This window comes from Bacillus sp. AFS037270 (genome assembly GCF_002585305.1).
The window spans coordinates 96002-113648 of sequence record NZ_NUNF01000011.1; the positions used below are offsets into that span (position 1 = coordinate 96002).

The 17647-nt window shown below is 38.7% G+C and carries 18 protein-coding genes; 17 read left to right on the forward strand and 1 reads right to left on the reverse strand.

Going from position 1 to position 17647, the window contains the following annotated elements:
* The first annotated feature begins 191 nt into the window (after nucleotides 1-191).
* From rny to COD92_RS05720, 9 genes are all read left to right on the forward strand, one after another.
* Nucleotides 192-1751: a ribonuclease Y gene (gene rny / locus COD92_RS05680; protein ID WP_098528653.1), complete on the forward strand. Its 1560-nt coding sequence runs from the start codon at nucleotides 192-194 to the stop codon at nucleotides 1749-1751.
* Between the two features lie 201 nt (nucleotides 1752-1952).
* Nucleotides 1953-2750, forward strand: a complete 798-nt coding sequence (locus tag COD92_RS05685; RefSeq protein WP_098528652.1) for a TIGR00282 family metallophosphoesterase — start codon at nucleotides 1953-1955, stop codon at nucleotides 2748-2750.
* A 224-nt stretch (nucleotides 2751-2974) separates the two neighbouring features.
* On the forward strand, nucleotides 2975-3235 hold the full coding sequence (spoVS, locus tag COD92_RS05690; RefSeq protein ID WP_003211281.1) for a stage V sporulation protein SpoVS: 261 nt from the start codon (nucleotides 2975-2977) through the stop codon (nucleotides 3233-3235).
* 454 nt (nucleotides 3236-3689) lie between these two features.
* Nucleotides 3690-5426: a 2-oxoacid:acceptor oxidoreductase subunit alpha gene (locus COD92_RS05695; protein WP_098995917.1), complete on the forward strand. Its 1737-nt coding sequence runs from the start codon at nucleotides 3690-3692 to the stop codon at nucleotides 5424-5426.
* On the forward strand, nucleotides 5427-6293 hold the full coding sequence (locus tag COD92_RS05700) for a 2-oxoacid:ferredoxin oxidoreductase subunit beta (protein WP_098528650.1): 867 nt from the start codon (nucleotides 5427-5429) through the stop codon (nucleotides 6291-6293).
* Between the two features lie 278 nt (nucleotides 6294-6571).
* The gene (gene miaB / locus COD92_RS05705; protein ID WP_098528649.1) at nucleotides 6572-8116 is read left to right on the forward strand and encodes a tRNA (N6-isopentenyl adenosine(37)-C2)-methylthiotransferase MiaB; all 1545 of its coding nucleotides are present in this window, start codon (nucleotides 6572-6574) and stop codon (nucleotides 8114-8116) included.
* A gap of 1 nt (nucleotide 8117) precedes the next feature.
* The gene (locus COD92_RS05710; RefSeq protein WP_098528648.1) at nucleotides 8118-8573 is read left to right on the forward strand and encodes a YlbF/YmcA family competence regulator; all 456 of its coding nucleotides are present in this window, start codon (nucleotides 8118-8120) and stop codon (nucleotides 8571-8573) included.
* Nucleotides 8574-8815: 242 nt separating this feature from the next.
* Nucleotides 8816-9361 (forward strand): outer spore coat protein CotE, encoded by a 546-nt coding sequence (locus tag COD92_RS05715; RefSeq protein ID WP_098528647.1) that lies wholly within the window; start codon nucleotides 8816-8818, stop codon nucleotides 9359-9361.
* A 149-nt stretch (nucleotides 9362-9510) separates the two neighbouring features.
* A complete protein-coding gene (locus tag COD92_RS05720) occupies nucleotides 9511-9711 on the forward strand; it encodes a hypothetical protein (protein WP_098528646.1) in 201 nt (66 codons plus the stop codon).
* Nucleotides 9712-9722: 11 nt separating this feature from the next.
* Here the strand turns inward: COD92_RS05720 and COD92_RS05725 are convergent, their stop codons facing one another.
* The gene (locus COD92_RS05725; RefSeq protein WP_098528645.1) at nucleotides 9723-10274 is read right to left on the reverse strand and encodes a GNAT family N-acetyltransferase; all 552 of its coding nucleotides are present in this window, start codon (nucleotides 10272-10274) and stop codon (nucleotides 9723-9725) included.
* A 174-nt stretch (nucleotides 10275-10448) separates the two neighbouring features.
* Here COD92_RS05725 and COD92_RS05730 point away from each other — a divergent pair, with 174 nt between their 5' ends.
* The 8 genes from COD92_RS05730 to COD92_RS05765 all read left to right on the forward strand — a co-directional run bounded on the left by COD92_RS05730 (nucleotide 10449) and on the right by COD92_RS05765 (nucleotide 17638).
* A complete protein-coding gene (locus tag COD92_RS05730; protein WP_098528644.1) occupies nucleotides 10449-11102 on the forward strand; it encodes a protein kinase family protein in 654 nt (217 codons plus the stop codon).
* 66 nt (nucleotides 11103-11168) lie between these two features.
* Nucleotides 11169-11912: a prolipoprotein diacylglyceryl transferase gene (locus COD92_RS05735; protein WP_098995918.1), complete on the forward strand. Its 744-nt coding sequence runs from the start codon at nucleotides 11169-11171 to the stop codon at nucleotides 11910-11912.
* Nucleotides 11905-13329, forward strand: a complete 1425-nt coding sequence (locus tag COD92_RS05740) for a radical SAM protein (RefSeq protein ID WP_098995919.1) — start codon at nucleotides 11905-11907, stop codon at nucleotides 13327-13329. The genes COD92_RS05735 and COD92_RS05740 overlap by 8 nt, the downstream gene beginning before the upstream one ends.
* A gap of 12 nt (nucleotides 13330-13341) precedes the next feature.
* Nucleotides 13342-13629, forward strand: coding sequence for a hypothetical protein (locus tag COD92_RS05745; RefSeq protein ID WP_098995920.1), 288 nt, complete (start codon nucleotides 13342-13344; stop codon nucleotides 13627-13629).
* A gap of 15 nt (nucleotides 13630-13644) precedes the next feature.
* Nucleotides 13645-14109, forward strand: a complete 465-nt coding sequence (locus tag COD92_RS05750; protein ID WP_098995921.1) for a flavin reductase family protein — start codon at nucleotides 13645-13647, stop codon at nucleotides 14107-14109.
* Between the two features lie 430 nt (nucleotides 14110-14539).
* Nucleotides 14540-15739 carry an MFS transporter gene (locus COD92_RS05755; protein WP_098995922.1) on the forward strand — a complete coding sequence of 400 codons (1200 nt, stop codon included), beginning with the start codon at nucleotides 14540-14542 and terminating at the stop codon, nucleotides 15737-15739.
* Nucleotides 15740-16018: 279 nt separating this feature from the next.
* Nucleotides 16019-16864, forward strand: a complete 846-nt coding sequence (locus COD92_RS05760; protein WP_098995923.1) for an alpha/beta fold hydrolase — start codon at nucleotides 16019-16021, stop codon at nucleotides 16862-16864.
* A 120-nt stretch (nucleotides 16865-16984) separates the two neighbouring features.
* Nucleotides 16985-17638, forward strand: a complete 654-nt coding sequence (locus COD92_RS05765) for a GntR family transcriptional regulator (RefSeq protein WP_098528637.1) — start codon at nucleotides 16985-16987, stop codon at nucleotides 17636-17638.
* The last annotated feature ends 9 nt before the right edge of the window (nucleotides 17639-17647 follow it).

Consider the following 17647-nt stretch of genomic DNA (forward strand, 5'->3'; position numbering starts at 1 on the left):
TTGAAAAAGCTAATTGGACAAAGCCTTGACAATAAATATTCACAGCTTTACAATTAACATGTATATTTTACATTTTTGGAAATATTACATTGCGAAAAGCCTTGGTGCTTGCTGTATGTTGAGTCTAAACAATGTACATGCCGACACTTAAAAAAAAGAACAAAAGTTCATAGCAAGAGGGGGTGTAACGATTGGATTTAATTACTATCATCTCCATTTTGCTTGGCCTTATCGTCGGTGCCGTTGTTGGCTATTTTGTTCATAAATCCATTGCTGATGCAAAAGTAGCAGGTGCAAAGAATGCTGCAGAGCAGATTCTTGAAGATGCGAAACGTGATGCTGATTCATTGAAAAAAGAAGCTTTGCTAGAAGCAAAGGATGAAATTCACAAGCTTCGAACTGAAGCTGAACGTGAGGTTCGTGAACGAAGAAATGAAATGCAAAAACAAGAAAACCGTTTACTGCAAAGAGAAGAGAATTTAGATCGAAAAGAGGAAACGTTAAACAAGCGTGAAAATCTTTTAGAAAAGAAGGATGATTCTCTAAACCAAAGACAACAGCATATTGAAGAGATGGAAAGCAAAGTGGACGAGTTGGTACGTAAACAACAAACTGAACTCGAACGTATTTCGAGCTTAACTCGCGAGGAAGCAAAAGCAATCATTGTCGACAGAATGGAACAAGAACTTACCCATGATACTGCCATAATGATTAAAGAAAGTGAAAACCGAGCGAAAGAGGAAGCCGACAAGAAAGCGAAGGAAATCCTTTCCTTAGCTATCCAGCGTTGCGCTGCTGACCATGTGGCCGAAACGACTGTCTCTGTCGTCAACCTTCCAAATGACGAAATGAAAGGCCGGATTATTGGCCGTGAAGGACGAAACATTCGTACACTTGAAACCTTAACGGGAATTGATTTGATTATTGATGATACTCCGGAAGCTGTCATTCTATCAGGTTTTGATCCTATTCGGAGAGAAACGGCCCGCCTAGCTTTAGAAAAGTTAGTCCAAGATGGACGAATCCATCCAGCCCGAATTGAGGAAATGGTTGAAAAATCCCGTCGGGAAGTGGATGAATATATCCGTGAAGTCGGGGAACAAACAACCTTTGAAGTGGGTGTACATGGACTACATCCGGATCTTATCAAAATCCTTGGCCGTTTGAAATTCCGTACTAGCTACGGGCAAAATGTCCTTAAGCATTCAATGGAAGTGGCTCAGCTTTCAGGTTTATTGGCTGCTGAACTTGGTCAAGATGAAACACTGGCTCGTCGTGCAGGATTACTTCATGACATCGGTAAGGCAATTGATCATGAAGTAGAAGGAAGCCATGTGGAAATCGGGGTAGAACTTGCCACCAAATACAAGGAACACCCGGTAGTAATCAATAGTATCGCATCCCATCATGGTGATACAGAACCTACATCGATTATTGCCGTCCTTGTTGCAGCTGCAGATGCATTATCCGCGGCTAGACCAGGAGCTCGTAGTGAAACACTTGAAAACTATATTCGCCGTCTTGAAAAGCTTGAGGAGATTTCAGAGTCTTATGAAGGCGTTGAAAAGTCCTTTGCAATTCAAGCTGGTAGAGAAGTCCGTATTATTGTTAGACCAGACGCAGTAGATGATCTTGCTGCCCATCGATTAGCACGTGATATTCGTAAACGTATCGAAGAGGAACTTGATTATCCTGGACATATTAAAGTGACAGTAATCCGTGAAACACGGGCTGTTGAATATGCAAAATAAAGCGGTGCACATTGCACTGCTTTATTTTTTGCATGTAGATAAGAAAGTATAAAGGCTTGGAGGATTGTCCAGTTCTAGCGCCTAGGGGCTCGGGGTCATAAGCCCCTGGTCAATGCTCTTTCGCTTTTCTTTGATTAAAGCAAAACCACCTGTGATACAATTTAAAACAATACTAATTTTTTTAAAACGAAAGGAAATAAAATGAACCTACTTTTTATCGGTGACGTGGTCGGCTCTCCGGGTCGAGACATGGTGAAAGAATATCTGCCAAAGTTAAAGGAAAAATATCGACCCCATTTTACAATCATTAATGGTGAAAATGCCGCAGGCGGTAAGGGCATAACCGAAAAAATCTATCGTGAGTTTTTGAGCCATGGTGCCCAGGCCATCACGCTGGGTAATCATGCGTGGGATAATCGAGAAATATTTGAATTTATTGATTCAGCCAAAAATATGGTTAGACCCGCGAATTTCCCAGAAGGTACACCCGGAAAAGGGCTTGCATTTTTCAAAGTGAATGAATTCGAAATCGCCGTCATAAATCTACAAGGTAGAACCTTTATGGCGCCATTAGATTGTCCATTTAAAAAAGCAGATGAATTAGTCCAAATTGCCAGGGAAAGGACACCGTTTATCTTTGTGGACTTTCATGCGGAAGTTACAAGTGAAAAGCAGGCTATGGGTTGGTACTTAGATGGAAGAGTATCTGCTGTTGTTGGTACCCATACACATGTTCAAACTGCTGATCACAGGGTTTTGCCAGGCGGTACCGGCTATTTAACAGATGTGGGCATGACAGGTCCTTACGATGGTATACTTGGTGTGGAACGGGAGGCCGTCCTAAAAAGATTTCTAACGAGCCTGCCAGTTAGATTTGAAGTGCCGACGTCCGGGAGGAACCAGTTGAGTGCTGTTTATATAGAATTAGATCGAAAAACAGGATTTTCTAAAAAGATGGTTCCAATCCTAATCAATGATGACCATCCGTTTTATAGTTAAAAACTTCCGCATTGGAAGTTTTTTTAATAAGTCCCTTCTAACCTAGGTGTACTCCCTTAAAAATCGCCAATTCGTGAATTGGATTATGCGAATATCTTGACTTTTTTCGTCCAAGCCGGAATATGTCTTTTCACAGCTGAATATAGTAGCAGTGGAATGTTATAACCTGATTTGTTCATGAACTGCTCATGCGGGATCGGGATTTTTCTAAGGGGGAGCTAGGAATGGAAATATTAAAAGTTTCAGCAAAATCTAATCCTAATTCTGTAGCTGGTGCGCTTGCCGGAGTTCTGCGTGAAAGAGGTGCAGCAGAAATACAGGCAATTGGTGCGGGTGCATTGAATCAAGCCGTAAAGGCAGTAGCAATTGCAAGAGGATTCGTAGCACCTAGCGGAGTTGATTTGATCTGTATCCCTGCGTTTACCGATATTTTAATTGATGGGGAAGAACGCACAGCGATTAAGCTGATTGTAGAGCCGCGCTGAAAGAGATAGCCATCAGTAAAAAACAGCATTAATATCACAAAAAACCTGCTTTCGGAATTATTCCGAGCAGGTTTTTTGTGTTTAAAAGTATATAAGAATTAATAAAATACTATACTGCTATATAACACAACCATTAGAAGGAATAATAATTAAATTGAAGAAAACTAGTATTTCCATGCTTAAATGTATATTTTAACTTAATTTTCCTAGTGATGTAATAGCCTTTTTTAAATAATAAAAAAATATTCATATTTTAGACAATATTTCGAGCCAAAGGGTTGCAATTTTAACTTCATAGGTCTAGAATTGTAAGCGTTTAGTACACATTCTAATTCTGACTATTTAGTCATTAACCGATTTCATAGACTAATTTCTAGTTGATTACTTGGAATTGTGCTATAATTAACATGATTTAGACTACTTATTTTATACATATCCAAAGGGGTGTAAGGGAATGATCAATCAACTTTCGTGGAAAGTTGGCGGACAACAAGGGGAAGGTATTGAAAGTACTGGGGAAATCTTTGCTATCGCACTGAATCGCCTAGGATATTACTTGTATGGTTATCGTCACTTTTCATCTCGTATTAAAGGCGGTCATACAAATAATAAAATCAGAGTTAGTACAACAGAGGTTCGTTCTATTTCTGATGACCTAGATATCCTTGTAGCATTCGACCAAGAAACTATTGATGTAAACTACCAAGAACTGCACAGCAAGGGCGTAATCTTAGCTGATGCAAAATTTGATCCAAAGAAACCAGAAGACACTGAAGCCTCCTTGTATGCGGTTCCATTCACTGAAATTGCAACAGAACTAGGGACTTCCTTAATGAAGAACATGGTTGCCATTGGAGCTACCTCTGCTGTTCTAGATTTGGATATTCAAGTTTTTGAAGTAGTAGTTCGAGAGATTTTTGGTAAAAAAGGTGACAAGGTTGTAGCTAAGAATATGGATGCAATTAAAGCCGGCTACGATTATATGAAAGAAAAAATGGATGCTGCTGTACCGACAATGGTATTAGAAAAAGCAGATGGAAAACACCGTATGTATATGATCGGAAATGATGCGATTGCATTAGGAGCCTTAGCAGGCGGATGCCGATTCATGGCCGCTTATCCAATTACACCTGCATCAGATATCATGGAATATTTAATTAAGAAATTACCGGCAGTAGGCGGAACCGTTATTCAAACGGAAGATGAAATTGCCGCATGTACAATGACAATTGGCGCAAGCTACGGTGGTATCCGTGCGTTAACTGCTTCATCGGGCCCCGGATTATCATTAAAAATGGAAGCAATTGGTCTAGCAGGTATTACTGAAACTCCGCTAGTTATTGTTGATACACAGCGTGGAGGTCCTTCAACTGGTCTTCCGACAAAACAAGAACAGTCCGACTTAATGGCAATGATTTACGGAACACATGGTGAAATTCCAAAAATTGTTTTAGCGCCAAGTACAGTTCAGGAAGCGTTCTATGATACTGCTGAAGCATTTAACCTTGCTGAAGAGTATCAATGTCCGGTCATTGTTTTATCTGACCTACAATTATCACTAGGTAAACAAACCGTTGAACCTCTAGATGTATCTAAAGTAGAAATTAGACGTGGAAAGCTTGTAACCGAAGAGCTTCCAGAGATTGAAAACAAAGGCTATTTTAAGCGCTACGAAGTAACAGAAGATGGCATTTCACCTCGTACCATTCCTGGTATGAAAAACGGAATCCACCACGTTACTGGAGTTGAGCATGCTGAAACTGGTAAACCATCAGAATCTGCATCAAACCGAATTGCGCAAATGGATAAACGTATGCGTAAAGTGGAAAAAATTCGCTTTAACACACCTGTTTATACAAATGCACCACATCAAAATCCAGATTTATTAATTGTAGGGTTTAACTCTACACGCGGTGCCATTGAGGAAGCAATGGTTCGATTAGAGAAGGACGGTTTGAAAGTAAATCATGCCCAAATTCGTCTAATTCATCCATTCCCAACGGAAGAAGTTCTTCCATTAGTACAAGCTGCGAAAAAAGTTATCGTCGTAGAAAACAATGCGACAGGACAATTAGCAAACATTATGAAAATGAATGTTGGTCATGCTGAGAAAATCACAAAATATGTTAAATATGATGGGAACCCATTCCTACCACACGAAGTTCATTCAAAATGTAAGGAGTTGTTCTAAGTGGCCACTTTTAAAGAATTTAGAAATGATGTTAAACCGAACTGGTGCCCTGGCTGTGGCGACTTCTCCGTACAAGCAGCAATGCAGCGGGCAGCAGCAAATTGTGGTTTAGAACCAGAAAATTTAGCAGTAATTTCAGGGATCGGCTGCTCCGGCCGTATCTCTGGTTATATTAATTCATACGGCTTCCATGGAATTCATGGCCGTTCACTTCCAATTGCCCAAGGTGTTAAAATGGCTAACCGCGACTTAACTGTTATTGCTTCCGGTGGTGATGGAGACGGTTATGCAATTGGGATGGGACATACGATTCATGCCATTCGTCGTAACGTTGATATTACTTACATTGTTATGGATAACCAAATCTATGGTTTAACAAAAGGTCAAACATCCCCACGTTCGGCTGTAGGGTTTAAAACTAAATCTACACCGATGGGTTCGATTGAACAAGCGATTTCTCCAATGGAAATGGCATTAACTGTAGGGGCTACATTTGTGGCTCAAAGCTTTTCTACAGATCTAAAAGATCTTACAGCACTAATTGAGGCTGGAATCAAACATAAAGGATTCTCCTTAATCAACGTATTCAGCCCATGTGTAACTTATAATAAAGTGAACACATATGATTGGTTTAAGGAAAATCTAACAAAACTAAGCACAATTGAAGGTTATGATCCTTCTAACCGTGAACAGGCCATGCAGACATTAATGAAGCATAACGGCTTAGTAACCGGTCTTATTTACCAAAACACTGAGCGTCCTTCTTACCAAGAGTTAATTCCTAGTTACTCTAAAGAACCATTAACCAAGGCAGAATTAAACCTTGACCAGGCTCATTTTGATAAACTAGTTGCAGAATTTATGTAATATATGAACACTGACCCGTGGATGTCTAGTCCACGGGTTTTTTAATACTTCTAAACATGAGACATCCCTTATTTCAGAAAAATCTATTCAATAATATTTTCTATGAATTCTTTACCAGGATAACATGCGTATTGACAGGGATTTCTATTGTTTTCAGTCATGTAAACCTTTATACTATAATAATGTGCGGACTTTAATACTGAGCACAGGTAATAAATAACAATTCGCAAATTAATAGACATTTCGAGGTTATTTTTAAAGAAAGGGGTTTATGAACAATGAATGAAAAACAAAGATTAGAAGGCCAGCAAGTAGCAGCTGTTAATTCTTCGGACAAAAAATCCGCCAAGGATTACAGCAAATACTTCGAACAAGTCATTACGGCGCCTTCATTAAAAGATGCGAAAAAACGTGGTAAGGAAGAAGTAAAGTATCATAATGACTTTGCAATACCTGAAGAGTTTCGGGGAATGGGTGAAGGCCGGAAGTTTTACATCCGTACGTATGGATGCCAAATGAATGAGCATGACACCGAGGTAATGGCAGGAATATTTCTTGCATTAGGCTATGAACCAACTGACAACACAGAGGATGCAAATGTCATTCTTCTGAACACATGTGCGATTCGTGAAAATGCCGAGAACAAGGTCTTTGGTGAGCTTGGACATTTAAAAGCTCTTAAAATGGAAAAGCCAGATTTACTTCTAGGTGTTTGTGGATGTATGTCACAGGAAGAATCGGTTGTTAATAAAATTCTAAAAACCTATCACCATGTGGATATGATTTTCGGAACACACAATATCCACCGTCTTCCCAATATTTTGCATGAAGCCTACATGTCGAAAGAAATGGTTGTCGAAGTATGGTCAAAAGAAGGCGACGTCATCGAAAACCTTCCAAAGGTCCGTCGTGGAAAAATCAAAGCATGGGTTAATATTATGTACGGCTGTGATAAATTCTGTACCTATTGTATCGTTCCATATACACGTGGTAAAGAACGAAGCCGCCGCCCTGAGGAGATTATCCAAGAAGTACGCCATTTAGCAGCACAAGGCTACCAAGAAGTTACCTTACTAGGTCAAAACGTTAATGCGTATGGAAAAGACTTAGAAGGATTGAACTATGGTTTAGGAGACCTTATGGATGAATTACGTAAAATTGACATTCCGAGAATTCGTTTTACCACGAGCCATCCACGTGACTTTGATGACCGCTTAATTGAGGTTCTTGCCAAAGGCGGCAACTTAATGGATCATATTCACTTGCCAGTTCAGTCAGGCTCAACAGATGTCTTAAAAATTATGGCTCGTAAATATACAAGAGAACAATATTTAGAGCTAGTTAGAAAAATTAAGGCGGCTATCCCAAATGTTGCGCTTACAACCGATATCATTGTTGGCTATCCTAATGAGACAGACGAGCAGTTTGAAGAAACTTTATCTCTTTACCGTGAAGTAGGGTATGAACTAGCGTATACCTTTATTTATTCACCACGTGAAGGGACACCAGCTGCAAAAATGGAGGATAATGTTCCAATCGAAGTGAAGAAAGAACGTCTTCAACGCTTAAACAATTTGGTGAATGAGCTTTCGCTAGAAGCAATGAAAAAGCATGTAGGTCAAACCCTTGATGTACTGATCGAAGGGGAAAGTAAGAACAACCCGGACGTACTTGCAGGTTATACGACTAGAAACAAGCTTGTAAACGTCATCGCACCAAAATCAGCTATTGGAAAAATTATTAAAGTAAAGATTACAGACGCAAAAACATGGTCATTAAATGGAGAAATGGTGGAAGAATTAGAACCAGTTGAGGTGAAATAAAGTGGCGAAGTATACAAAAGACGATATCGTCGCTCGTGCAGCAGAACTAGCTCGAATGATTGCGGACACAGACGAAGTAGATTTTTTTAAACGGGCAGAAGCTCATATTCATGATAATCAAAAAGTTAAAACCTTAATTTCTGACATTAAAGGGCTGCAAAAGCAGGCTGTGAACTTACAGCATTATGGTAAATCGGAAGCATTGAAGAAGGTCGAAGACAAAATTGCTTCAATCGAAAAGGAATTAGATGAAATTCCAGTAGTTCAGGATTTCAAACAATCCCAAGTAGATGTTAATGAACTACTTCAATTAATTGCTTCCACAATTTCAAATACGGTAACTGATGAAATCATCCTTTCAACAGGTGGAGACGTATTATTGGGGGAAACAGGCGCTAGCTTGAAAAATGGCGGTGGGGCCTGTGATAATCATGGTGACTGCGATCACGAGCATTAATATAGGAAACCAGACTTCTAAATGAAGTCTGGTTTTCTTTTTGTCCCTCGATTATTTTTCCTTGAAAAATAAACATCATCACCTTCCTTTTAAAGTACAGGCATGAAAGGCACACACCTATAAATCCCGCATAAAATGAAGCATGACTAAACTTTTAACCAGTATTCACAAAAATATATATCACACTAGTCTATATATCAGCATACGATGAAATGAAAATGAATGAGGAGGGTTCGCGCGAAATGGGAGAATATAGAGAGATAATTACGAAGGCCGTAGTAGCGAAAGGACGTAAATTCACCCAGTCCAATCATACGATTAGCCCGGCGCATAATCCAACAAGTATTCTTGGCTGTTGGATCATCAACCATAAATACAATGCGAAAAAAGTTGGCAAAACGGTAGAGATACACGGCTCGTATGATATCAACGTTTGGTACTCATATAATGATAATACCAAAACAGAAGTGGTGACTGAACGCGTTCAGTACACAGATGTCATTAAGTTAAAGTATCGTGACCATGATTGCCTTGATGACAATGAAATTTGTGCTCGAGTGCTGCAGCAGCCTAACTGCTGTGAAGCTGTCATCTCCCCTAATGGTAACCGCATCATCGTCCACGTCGAAAGGGAATTCCTTGTTGAAGTAATTGGTGAAACAAAGGTTTGTGTTCGAGTAAGCCATGAAGCCTGCAAAGACAATGACGATGATTGGGGATTAGACGTGGATGACGAAGAGTTTGAGGAATTAAACCCAGATTTCTTAGTCGGCGGGGAAGAAGAATAAAGATACTAGGAAGGTAATACTTCCTAGTTTTTTTCTTTTCTTATGATTATATGATGTATTTTTATATTTAGAATTACTGCCAATAAATGTGCTTTTAATGAATGATTTCTAAAAAACTCAGGGCATGCTAGATTCTAGGAGGTGCTAATATGGAGCCGCAACAACCTGGAAATAAAAAAATGCCTGATTTTGATCAATTGAATGATCGGATCATACTTGAAAGCACGCCAACGCCGATGATCGTGATCAAAACAAATCTTGACCCGAAGAATGGGACTGAAAATAATCCTTATTATCAAGATGGGGATGTAAAAAATCCAAAAGCTGTTAAGAATTACTTTGAAGAATAAAAAGCCAAGGATTATTCCTGGCTTTTTTCCCATTCTAGATTTAATAAAGATAACATAAACGTATCATGGAACTGCTCATCTTGGTACATATAGCCACGCAGTAACCCTTCGTTTGTAAAACCTAATTTATCAAGTAATGCTAGCGATGCCTCATTTTCTGGATAAACAACTGCACCCACGCGATATAAACCCAGCTGCTTAAAACTAAACTTTAGTACCTCACTTAAAGCCTCTGTAGCAAATCCTTTTCTCCAAAAATAAGGGTGTAATTCGTACCCGATTTCAGCTCGTTTATTTTTAAGATTTAACATGTTTAAACCAACGGTGCCAATAATTCGTTGATTTTCCTTTAACTTGATCCCCCAGCGAATCCCCCGCTTATCGATATAGTTTTTGTAATAAATATCAATTAGCCGAGTGGCTTCTGCTTGTAATGTAAAGCTGCTGGTTCCATAAAAACGGGTCACTTCATCTAATGATAGTATCTCATAAACCGCATTCATATGTTGATGGGTCAGTTCAATTAATTTTAATCTTTTGGTTTCTAAATTCGGAAAAGTCATCGACACACCTCTTTTTTTTCACCATTTCATTTTAGAATTGCACTTCAAGAGCAAATATTTCTTTTATTGTATATTGGTCGATAAGAAATATCTAGAATTAAGAAATATTTTTGGTAGAATTCAGACTAAGAGTCTTTTTTTACAGGGGTACAAATTTTTTTAGAAGGTGTATTTATGAAAATAAATGAGTATGTAAAATTAATTGAAACCGAATTACTGCCATACGTAAACTTATCGGTCTTAAGTCCATTTGATCCAATCATTGTAGAGAACCGCTCCCATTCCTGGAGGACAATTGGATGTGGCAATTATGCAGGGGTTTTTTTACATGAGTCTTACCCTGAGGTGGTCGTAAAAGTGTATGGGCGTAATCATGAGGAGCTAGTAAAGGAAATCGAAGTATATAAAAAACTAGGAAACCATGAATCCTTTTCCAGGCTCTATGCATATGGAGAAAATTATTTGATTTTAAAAAAACTTGAAGGCATTACATTATTTAACGCAGTGATAAAAGGAGTTCAGATTCCTAAGGTTGTGATTGAGGATATCGACCTCGGCTTGGAATATGCCCGAACAATTGGTTTAAATCCCTTTGATGTACACGGAAAAAACGTCGTTATGTTTGAAGGAAGAGGCTATATTGTGGACGTATCTGATTTCTATAAACAGGGTTATTGCCGAAAGTGGGATGATTTGAAAAAAGCTTATTACAAAATTTATCGGCCTTTCCTATTTAAATATCATCCCCCGATTCCTTTTCCTGTTGTAGACGGTATCCGTAAAGGTTATCGAATGTACCGGAAAGTAAAAAGAAAATTGGAAAAATAAAACTGTTGAGCTGAATTTTCTGATAATATAGAATAGACCCTGCATTTATTGGAAGGAGGGATATTGGTGCATTTCCCTTTCTATATTTTTGGGATCCACCCGCATCTGCTATTTGAAACGTTAGCTTATTTTATCGGGTTCCGTGTTTATCTTTATACAAGGAATAAGGGAAGAATCCCTTTAGATAAGGCCATATGGGTAGTTGTTGGTGCCACATTAGGGGCTGCCATAGGTTCAAAGGTCCTTTATTGGTTTGAAGATCCGATAAAGACAGTGGAGAACTGGAATAATTTTGTTTACCTGGCAGAAGGAAAAACCATAGTAGGCGGATTAATAGGTGGATTGATTGGCGTTGAAACGGCCAAAAAGCTGATTGGCTGGACACGTTCAACCGGAGATGACTTCGTCCTGCCGTTAGCAGTAGGGATGATGATTGGCAGGATTGGCTGCTTTTTAACAGGTTTAGATGATCATACTTATGGCGTTCCCACCTCCTGGATAACAGGAGTAGATTTTGGGGATGGTGTGAAGCGGCATCCAACCCAACTTTATGAAATCTGCTTCTTACTTTTACTTGTAGTAGTTTTATTTTATTTAAAAAGAAAGCAGCTGGGCTGGGAAGGTTTGTTGTTCCAATTATTTATGCTGTGCTATCTGATTTTCCGTTTAATGATTGATTTTATAAAACCAACTCCACACCCGTATTGGATACTTAATAATATCCAACTCGCTAGTTTACTAGGTATCCTCTATTACATATGGCTTGTCTCAAAAAAACAATCGGATAAAAGGAGGGAAATCCATGCCTAACCGTCCCTATTTATTTTATGAACTAACGAACAGTATTTGTTCCACCTGTTTAAGAAAAGTAGAAGCAAAAGTTATCATTGAAAATGAAAAAGTATATTTAGTGAAACATTGTATAAAGCATGGAAGAGAGAAAGTATTAATTTCAACAGATGTTGCCTATTATAAATGGTGCCGAGAGTTTATAAAACCATCTGAAATGCCCTATCGCTGGAATACCCCGATTAAGTATGGCTGTCCATATGATTGCGGCCTATGTCCCGATCATGAGCAGCATAGCTGTTTAACGCTCCTAGAAGTAACGGAACGCTGTAATTTGAAATGTCCCATCTGCTATGCAGAATCCTCACCGCAAAAAGGAAGTTTCCGGAGCTTAGAGCAAATTGAATTTATGCTCGATAATATCATTAAAAATGAACGGCATGCGGATATTGTTCAAATCAGCGGCGGGGAGCCTACTATCCATCCCCAGTTTTTTGACATTATTGACTTGGCAAAATCAAGGCCAATCCGGCATATAATGGTTAATACGAATGGTCTTCGAATTGCGGCCGATAAAGAGTTTGTAAAACGACTTGCCAACTATTCCCCCGGATTTGAAATCTATCTACAATTTGATAGTTTTGAAAAAGATGCACTCGAAGAATTAAGGGGCGTGGACCTTAGAGACGTTAGACAGCGGGCAATTGAAAACTTAAATGAATACAACATTTCGACTACGCTGGTAGTAACGTTGAAGAAGGGATTGAACGACCACGAGGTTGGAAAAATCATTCAATACGGTTTAAAACAGAAATGTGTAAGAGGGGTTACGTTCCAGCCCATCCAAGCGGCCGGCAGATTGGAAGAGTACGACCCATCGACAAACCGTCTAACTTTAAGTGAAGTGCGGCAAATGATTATCGACCAGTCGAATGTATTTGGATCAAAAGACATCATACCTGTCCCATGCCACCCCGATTGTTTGGCGATGGGATACGCGTTAAAACAAAACGATACAGTTACTCCTTTAACAGGTTTAATAGATCCGAACATCCTGCTAGAGGGCGAACGAAATACGATTGTATTTGAACAGGACGATCATATTAAAAATATGATTTTTAAATTGTTCTCCCTTAATCATTCACCGGATTCGTCGGCATTATCACTGCAGGATCTATTATGCTGTCTCCCAAAGGTGTCAATGCCTGGACAGATTGGTTATGATAATGTTTTTCGGGTTATAATCATGCAGTTTTTAGACGCCTACAACTTTGATGTCCGTTCTGTAAAAAAGTCCTGTGTTCATATTGCACACCCTGATGGCAGAATTATTCCGTTTGATACCTATAATTTATTTTATCGGGATGATAAAGAATTGGAATTAAAAAAGATACAAGCGGAACTCGAAGGGAAGATCTTCGTTGAAAACGAGAGATAGGGGGGCCTCTAGTTGAATCCAAATCAAGGAAATAAACCAAAAGGAGCCTTAAAGGAACTTTGGGTGGGGATTGGGATTACAGTTGGAATATATTTGCTTGGATTATTGATTTTACTAGTATTCTCAGGTTTATTTTTTCCTTATTTATTACTAGCCGCGATTGCTTTGATTGTTATTCCAATTGTCTGTTTCACAAAAGGAAAGACTCGTATGGGGCAGGGGGCATTAATTGGCTTAGCGTTAAATATATTGTTATTTTCAGCCTGCTTTGGAATCATGATTACTAATCTAGGTGGATGAGGAGGAGTTGTGAGGATGGATGATCGTCAATTTCGCAACGCGATGGGCAAATTTGCTACCGGGGTAACGGTAGTGGTCACAGAAGTGGAAGGCAGTGTACATGGCATGACGGCTAATGCCTTTATGTCAGTATCACTGAGCCCGAAACTAGTGGTTGTCTCGATTTCTGAAAGAGCTCAGATGCTTGAAAAAATCAACCAAAGCGGAAAATTTTCAATTAATATCCTCAGTAGTTCACAGCAGGACTTATCGATGATTTTTGCCGGACAGCAGAAAAATCATCAAGAGGTAAAGTTTGAACGTCTAGGGGAGGTTCCTGTATTAGAAGGTGCAGTTGCACAAATTGCTTGTGAAGTTTCTGCAGCACATATTGAGGGAGACCATACCTTGTTCATCGGCAGGGTAACGGACATCCACATCGAAGATTTTGAGCCGCTCATTTATTTTAGTGGAAAATACCGTGAGCTGGCAGAAGAATAATCTCATTCAATAATATTTTACTAATTATGTAGTTAGTTCTCAAAAAAAAGATGTAGATAGACAGTTTAATAGTAAAATTTTATTAGAAACTATAAAGGGAAAATACGCTGAAAAATTCAGCGTATTTTTTTGTGTTTTTGTGATATAACGTCATTTATTTTAAAAATAAAAAGTATTCAGAAAATATTGACAAGTAAATTTGGTCTATGTAGAATTACAGTTAGTAAAAGAAAGCGCTTTTTTTACCGAATCTACACAGTAATTATACAAAATAAGTAAAGTTGAAATTTTAGTATGGTTTAACTGAAGCTTTTAGTCTGTTGTTCTTGATGGCCAACAAAAATAACAGAAAGCTATTCTGTGTTCAAGGTTAGTTCTTCGCCTCTGGGTAACATCTTCGCAACTATTATTGATTATAGGAGGTTCCACAATGGCAATGAAGACAATCAGTAGAAATTTTCTTAAGTTTTTGGTTGTAATTCTTGCATTTCAAGATGTAGCTGCAGGGGTAGCAGGATCCATTATGGCAGATATTATTAAAGCATTTCCAGACTACGACCCGACAATTGTCATGTTAGTCGCTACCTTTCCAGGATTGATTCAAATATTACCAGCCCTCTTTTATGGGAAACTTTCCAAAAGGTTCAAAAAGAGAACACTTCTTTTTGTTGGTCTAAGCCTTTTCATCATCGGTGGAACGCTTCCGACTTTTATTGATAATCTTCCATTAATTATTCTGATGAGGGGTGTTCTAGGGTTAGGTGTAGGGATTACCATGCCATTATCGGTAGATGTTATTACTGATTTCTTTGAGGGCAGAGAAAGAGACTTCTTAATTGGATTCGGAACCTCAACGATAGCTTGTATTGGAGCAATCTTTTTCCAATTAGTTGGTGGGATTTTAGCAGATGCTTATGGCTGGCAATACGGATTTTTAACTTATCTGTTCCCAATTTGGATATTGGCTGTATCCATTCTTTATCTTCCGGAACCTGAAAAGAAACAGCACGCGGAATTAGCAGGAAATGAAGGCCGCATCAAAGTGAAATTACCAAAAGCAATATACTGGGTATGTCTAGGACAGGTTTTATACTCAGCGTTAATATTTGGATACGTAACTAATATCTCTGTTGTGATACAAGCCGATAAATTAGGAAGCGCAACGGAGGCGGGCTTGGCTATCTCGGTTTTCACGTTTGGAACACTGCTGGCAGGGTTAGTTTTTGGGAGAATCAAACATAAGCTGCCTAATTATTACTTGCCGATTGCTGTTTTAGTTACAGGGATTGGTATGGCAATCTGTTATTTCTCTCCTTCCTTACCAGTTATTTTTGCTGGAAGTTTAGTTGGTGGTTTTGCAATGGGAGTTGGTTTGCCGGGAGTATTTACAAAGGTTACAGAGCTTACACCAACTGGAGCCACATCCGGTGCTGGTTTAGTTGTTGTCGGTCAAGGACTGGGTGGAATCCTTGGACCATTTGGGTTCCAAGTAGTTCAAAACCTGTTTAATCAAGGAATTGGCCGATTCCCATTAGCAGTAAGTGCGGTTGGCTTAATTGTTTTGGCGTTAATCTGGGCATTGACTGTAAGAGCGCCAAAAAGGGATTTAGAGGTTACAATCGGGCAATAAACCTAAAAACAAAATTTGTTAGTGTAAAGCTAAAATGATGAAATAATTTCTTTTTCATTATTTTAGCTTTAATTTTTTTTTTTACTTTAAATTAGTAGAAGAGTTGAAAACATAAAAAATTTAGAATTTATTGACAAGTAATGGTGGTGGGGGTAAAATTATAGTTAATAACAGAAAGCGCTTTATTTAGGATTATTTAACATAAACCACTAAAAATCCCAAAACTAAAATTTTAGTTACGACTAAAATGATAATGATTCTGGTAACGGAGGTAAAAGAATGACATTTGTTGAAACCAAGAAGATACAGACTGGAAACTATCAAACTTATATCCATGAGGGTGGCGAAAACGCTTCTGAAACCATTATTTTTCTTCATGGAAGCGGGCCAGGGGCGAGTGCTAACACAAACTGGAAGCATATCTTACCACATTTTAAAGAGAAATTTCATGTAATCGCACCTGATATTTTTGGATTTGGTCAAACCGATCATCCAAATGAATATCCCCAAAATGGCGCTGAATGGATGAATGAGCGTGTGCAGCAAGTATTGGCTATAATGGACACGTTAGAAATCGAAAAAGCTCACTTAGTCGGAAACTCCCTCGGGGGTGTCATTGCTCTTCATCTCCTTATGTACGCTCCGAATCGATTTGAGCGTGTTGTATTAATGGGGGCAGGTGGTGGCTTAACGGAACCAACTCCAGAGCTTGCCAAACTGGCAAACTTCCATAAGGATCCAAATCCTGTCGCATTTAAAAATTTATTAAGCTGGTTCTTATATGATAAAAGTGTACTTGAAGATGAACTCGATGCCCTCGTAGCAGAGCGATTAGAAACGTTTTTAAAACCGGAAGTACGCAGATCATACGAGGAAAATTTCACAAAATCACATCTTTCCGATATGCTGATCCCACCCTCAGCTTTAAAACAAATGGATCACTCGATTTTACTAATCCACGGACATGGAGACAGATTTGTACCAATTGATAGCAGTCTATATGTCATGGATTATCTGCCAAATGCACAACTTCACATTTTTAAACGCTGCGGCCATTGGGCACAGGTAGAACAGAAAGAAAGATTTATAAAATTAACAACGGATTTTTTCAACGGTGAACTTTAAAAATGAGTATTCTCATACACTGTTGGATCCCCTATTTTTAATAGAGATAAATGATAGACTTCACAAAATAATTACCATAATATAGGGGTAATGAATCCATGAAAAAAGTAGGTGCATGAGATGAAAATTGAAAAGGCTTATCGTTATATAAAAAGATTAATTATCGAGGGAATGTTAGAACCAGATGCCGCTATCAATGTAAATGAAATTACTTCAAATTTAAAAATGAGCCGGACACCGGTTCACAAGGCATTATCAAAGCTGGAACAAGAAGGCTTTCTCACTATCATTCCCCAAGTAGGGGTCTTTGTAAAAAGGCCGGATCCTGAAGAAGTAATAGAACGTCTGCTAGTCTGTGCGAATCTTGATGCCTTAATGACTGAGCAGGCCGCATTTCTATTAACTCAAAAGGACTTTACCGATATGGAGTCTATTCTAGAAAAAATGGATATTCCCGATTTGACTGCTGACGAATATAGCAGCCTCAACATTGATTTTCACCGCACAATTTATGAAGCCTCTAAGTTAACCTATACCTTCAACCTGGCTAAGCAGCTTTGGGATTATCTGAATTTTGTCGGAAACCCAGAGGACTTATTCACAAGAGAACGTAGACAACAATCACAAATCGAGCATTGGATGATTTTCTATTATCTTAAAGAAAAAGATAGCAAGCTAGCTAAAAATTTGATGGAAAAACATATGCGCCGGGTAGCCCAGCTAGTTGGTGAAAAATATCAGGACATCAATTTAAACCTGCGTGTCCTAAACTAGTCCAAAGAA